At 44.8% G+C, this 616-nt stretch carries 2 rRNA genes; both read right to left on the reverse strand.

The features are described 5' to 3' along the window. Window positions 1-211: 211 nt before the first annotated feature. A 5S ribosomal RNA gene (rrf, locus tag OCV43_RS13815) occupies window positions 212-329 on the reverse strand. Between the two features lie 196 nt (window positions 330-525). Further along, window positions 526-616 (reverse strand): 16S ribosomal RNA (locus tag OCV43_RS13820); the annotation flags it as partial.

Raw genomic sequence — 616 nt, forward strand, 5'->3', positions numbered from 1 at the left:
AAATGATAGTCTTTTCATCAATTCTGTATGAAGTTTTCAAGGTACGTTTTTCTGACTGTTTTACCAGTCATTAGAAAACTCAATTCTTTGAATCCTCTAATCACGGGTAAAAACCTTTATCTTAACAGCACTTCCCTGCTGATATAGGTTAGCATCCTTCGGATGCCCGTTTTATGTTGAAAACAGCATAGCTGTTGTTTTCTTTTTTTTAATCTGGCAGCCACCTACTCTCCCATGCCGTCTCCAGCGTAGTACCATCGGCCGCTTAGGTCTTAACCATCGTGTTCGGGATGTGGACGGGTGTTTCCCCTAAGCGCATCGCCACCAGAAGCATTGAACACTTAGCGAGGTTCTTTCGAGCTTAGTGCGAAAGCTGTTCTCTGAGATTAGTAAGAACAAGCTTTAGCGCTGTTCGAACTTAGCGAAGAGAACTTCCTCTCTTGTGTTGTTATCTTCCCGCATCTGCTTTCCAGCAGTGCTCGTTGATAACTCAACAGCGAAATAATCTCTACTCGATTTCCTTAGAAAGGAGGTGATCCAGCCGCACCTTCCGATACGGCTACCTTGTTACGACTTCACCCCAGTTATCAGACCTGCCTTCGACGGCTCTCTCCTT

The sequence above is a fragment of the Roseburia amylophila genome (assembly GCF_025567465.1).
Taxonomy (GTDB): domain Bacteria; phylum Bacillota; class Clostridia; order Lachnospirales; family Lachnospiraceae; genus Roseburia_C; species Roseburia_C amylophila.